We start from the raw sequence: 3,371 nt of genomic DNA on the forward strand, positions 1-3,371 counted from the left end.
CCATGAGGAAGACTTCTAATCACTTCAAAATGATTGGGAATGCCTTCATTCATGGACAGTGTTGCCCCTTTAAGAGCCAGTTTCAGATTGTCGATAATATCATCGGGTAATTTTGAGAGATTGGCCAGGGTTCTTTTTTTGACTTGATCTCCTTCTCGGTAGGACTCTCGAAGAAGAACGGCGGGGGGGGAATTACGGTTAGGAACTTTTTCTATATACATGGCTATCATTTTAGCACATGGAGAGAATTCTTGTCCATTAAGAAATGTTATAAATTACATGGGTACATTAAGAAAAGTTAAGGGGGTGTATCCATTGATGGATAAGGGTTTTCGGCTGTTATGGTATATATGTATGGGGGAAGTTCAGGTATATCAAAGTTATATACTGTTCATAATGACCTGTTAAGAAAGGCGAAACGGGCAAACAAAACTCTGACGGTCGCAGAATTGCCAGTTTTATGGATTCTCACCCCCACCTTTTCAGCTAGAATGATTCAAGGATTCAGGGCTGACAGCGATGAGAGGAATTGGTTAAAAGGGGTTTACTTTTTAGCTGACTTCCTCAAAGTGGCAATCGTTGCCATCCACCAGTTACCAGTGAGTGAAGACACTTTATGGTTGAGGGTTTTAGGAAAAGGAGAAACACAAAAAAGAGCCGTAGAAGAGTTAGTTCAATTGCCAGAAGATAACTCTTTTAAAGAAAATTTGTTAGAAATTCTAGCCAACTGGCGTAAGAATTTGGAATTGAGAGATAATTTAAGTAGCGAGGAACAGGAGGACATCATGAACCTATCACCAGCCTATCTAAAACAGCGAGAAGATTGGAAAATAGAAGGAAAACAGGAAGGCACTTTAGAGGGACAACTCTCGCTGATAGCTAGTCTTCTGGAAGGGCGGTTTGGAACCCTAGATTCGGAATTGTCTGGTCTAGTTGAACAGATTGCCCAACTTCCCATCTCAGAACGCACCGGGTTACTTCTTTCTTTAGTGAATTTATCCCGCTCTGAACTGTTAGAAAGATTGAGAAAAGATTAAAGTTTTAGTCCGCTCAAGCCATGAATTTTCATGCCAAAATCCTGATGGTAGTTTGTCTGCTGAGTTACTGTCATGGTCAAATCTAGCATTCCCTCAGACGCTCTAGCCGTGGGTTGGATTGAGCTATCATTATTGAGCAGGTATTACCAATCGGCTCAAAAGGCGAAACCCAACCAAGATTGTGAAAATATTCCTGGAAGTTGTTGGGTTTCCTTGGGTCAACCCAACCTACGAGTTTTACTCTAAACTTGGTCTGACTGAATGAAGGGGCATTTATGGTATTTTTAGAAACAATTTAGCCGGCTTTTGTGGTTTCTTTTTCGGTAGATTGGGAAGGTTTTAGTTTGCGTTTGAAGAAAATACCATACAAGATCATGTGATCGCACTAAGGGAAAATTTTATAAATTTCTTGGCGATGAGCAACTCGTAGATAGATAATGGTTTGATGATTTGACCTCTCCCCCAACCCCTCTGGGAGCAGGAGAGGGGAGTTAGTCTGGATTCATTAGTAGCCTTATTCGTCTTCGTTTCTTAAAGGAATTATACCTTTAAGAATCTTTCCTCTAATAATCAAATAGGCAGGAAAACAATACACCCAAAGGAGCAATACAAACAAAAAAACTGACCATGAATTACCAAATGATGGTACGAATGATCCTGTAATTTTATACTTATGAATTTCTATTCTATGGGAATCACTTGCTGCCCAAAGTGCTGTCCAGAAGACAATTCCACGCATTATAGGACCTCCTGTAATCGCTCCAAGACCAATGCCAACAACCAAAATCAACAATGTTAGTAAAAGTGAATTTCTCCAACCCATAATGAATATTAATCTTTTTAGTAGTGTTTCTATCGAATCGAGATAGACTCGCGCATCCTTGCCCATGCCATTGTTGAAATTGCGGGTAGTGCGAGCGCTTCTTCGTAGCTAGGTAAAGCAACACCCCAACCCAACACCAAAGGGAGATAGCAGAATAATACACACTCCCCCCCACAACTGTAGCAAAAGCTACAATTTAATAAATCTTTATATTCTTCTCCCTAACTAGCGATTCACAGGGGAAAGAGTTTCAGGTATTTTCCGCTGTTTTACTGCTTCTCAGGCGACCTATCGCCTTCCGTGAGGGATTGTGGCGCGGTGTGTCAGATTCGATAATAGGGTTCAAAATTTCGCTAACATTGTTAGGTAATTATTTATTAACTGTTGTTAAGTCTTGCATCTCCCCGGTAGGCATGATTTCTAGACTTAGAGGTTATCTTGGTAGTTGGGAGGGTGTATTATACATCGCTTGCGATCGCAGTATAATTTCTTAGTTTATGGAGTTAGAGTCAAAAGATGGAGTTCGAGTGGGATGACCAAAAGAACAACATCAATATTGAAAAACACGGGATCGACTTTAATTTTGCCAAGGAAATCTTTTCAGGAGTCTGGATATCAAAACCTGATAATCGCAGAGACTACGGCGAAGAAAGATTAATCGCTTTGGGACTTTTAGGAGAATTTGTCCTAGTTGCAGTGTACACTCTACGAGAACAGAAAATACGGCTTATATCTACAAGACGCGCTAATGCAGAGGAAAGGGGAATTTATTATGAGTATGTCGAGAGAGGAACAATTAAATATCCTTGGTCAGATGAAAGATTCTGATATAGATTATTCAGATGTACCTGCTACTGATGCCGAATTTTGGCAAGAAGCTACTGTTAATTCTCCTCTAAAAGTTCCTGTAACTCTGCAGCTTGAACCCTCAGTTGTTGCTTGGTATAAACAGCAATTTCCCAAAAAATATCAGACTTTAATTAATGCCGTACTAAAAAAATATATGCTAGAACATAATTGTTAAGTGCGATTTCCAGTTCATAGAAAACTTTTACTTGAGCCATAAGTGTTTTCCCTTAAGCAGAATTTACGCCGCCTCCAGTTCATAATGCAAGACCAGAAGCTCATCGCCTGGCAGAATAGCCATCGCATATTCCCGCCCCTGACTGTCAGAAAATTCCACTAAATATTGATAGCGCGAACCTTTTTCATACACCTCAACCACCGTTCCCACCTGTCCGCTTGGCAAGCTGGGGACAGCCTCATAATCTGGCTCAACTAAAGTCAATCGCTCCCGAGGGACGGAGTTGAGGATGGCAACCGGATCTAAGAGTTTGATGTCTTTCATGGTACTTCACTTGATAAAGGCAGAAATTAGGCGAGGGTTGGGATTAATTAGGGTCTGCTGAAAAAGTTTTTCCTAGGGGCAGGGTGTAGGGTGTGGGGTGTGGGGTGTGGGGTTTTACCCATTTTCATCGGGTAAATTACCTAATTTTCAGGGAAAAAGTCCA

5 protein-coding genes and 1 pseudogene are annotated in these 3,371 nt (G+C 40.9%); 3 read left to right on the forward strand and 3 right to left on the reverse strand.

Annotation, left to right across the window (positions count from 1 at the left end; translation table 11 throughout):
- The coding region (locus tag EWV68_RS04285) for an IS1634 family transposase N-terminal domain-related protein (RefSeq protein WP_502705777.1) at window positions 1–221 on the reverse strand (221 nt) is incomplete at its 3' end.
- A gap of 144 nt (window positions 222–365) precedes the next feature.
- Here EWV68_RS04285 and EWV68_RS04290 point away from each other — a divergent pair.
- Window positions 366–1,037 (forward strand): annotated as a pseudogene (locus EWV68_RS04290) (hypothetical protein); the annotation flags it as partial.
- Window positions 1,038–1,551: 514 nt separating this feature from the next.
- Here EWV68_RS04290 and EWV68_RS04295 read toward each other — a convergent pair.
- Window positions 1,552–1,860 carry a hypothetical protein gene (locus tag EWV68_RS04295; protein ID WP_148204744.1) on the reverse strand — a complete coding sequence of 103 codons (309 nt, stop codon included), beginning with the start codon at window positions 1,858–1,860 and terminating at the stop codon, window positions 1,552–1,554.
- A 516-nt stretch (window positions 1,861–2,376) separates the two neighbouring features.
- Between EWV68_RS04295 and EWV68_RS04300 the strand changes: the two genes are divergently transcribed.
- Window positions 2,377–2,688 (forward strand): BrnT family toxin, encoded by a 312-nt coding sequence (locus EWV68_RS04300; protein ID WP_061430167.1) that lies wholly within the window; start codon window positions 2,377–2,379, stop codon window positions 2,686–2,688.
- The gene (locus EWV68_RS04305) at window positions 2,633–2,884 is read left to right on the forward strand and encodes a BrnA antitoxin family protein (protein WP_061430166.1); all 252 of its coding nucleotides are present in this window, start codon (window positions 2,633–2,635) and stop codon (window positions 2,882–2,884) included. The genes EWV68_RS04300 and EWV68_RS04305 overlap by 56 nt, the downstream gene beginning before the upstream one ends.
- 63 nt (window positions 2,885–2,947) lie before the next feature.
- Here the strand turns inward: EWV68_RS04305 and EWV68_RS04310 are convergent, their stop codons facing one another.
- Entirely contained in the window at window positions 2,948–3,208 is a 261-nt protein-coding gene (locus EWV68_RS04310) for a DUF4926 domain-containing protein (protein WP_002765844.1), read from the reverse strand.
- Between the last annotated feature and the right edge of the window lie 163 nt (window positions 3,209–3,371).

The sequence above is a fragment of the Microcystis sp. M_QC_C_20170808_M9Col genome (assembly GCF_007095495.1).
GTDB classification, from domain to species: domain Bacteria; phylum Cyanobacteriota; class Cyanobacteriia; order Cyanobacteriales; family Microcystaceae; genus Microcystis; species Microcystis aeruginosa.

Bases quoted from the DNA above. Each gene is read 5' to 3' on its own strand.
- EWV68_RS04305 (WP_061430166.1), top strand. From the start codon at position 2,633: ATGAGTATGTCGAGAGAGGAACAATTAAATATCCTTGGTCAGATGAAA.
- EWV68_RS04310 (WP_002765844.1), bottom strand. From the start codon at position 3,208: ATGAAAGACATCAAACTCTTAGATCCGGTTGCCATCCTCAACTCCGTC.
- EWV68_RS04300 (WP_061430167.1), top strand. From the start codon at position 2,377: ATGGAGTTCGAGTGGGATGACCAAAAGAACAACATCAATATTGAAAAA.
- EWV68_RS04295 (WP_148204744.1), bottom strand. From the start codon at position 1,860: ATGGGTTGGAGAAATTCACTTTTACTAACATTGTTGATTTTGGTTGTT.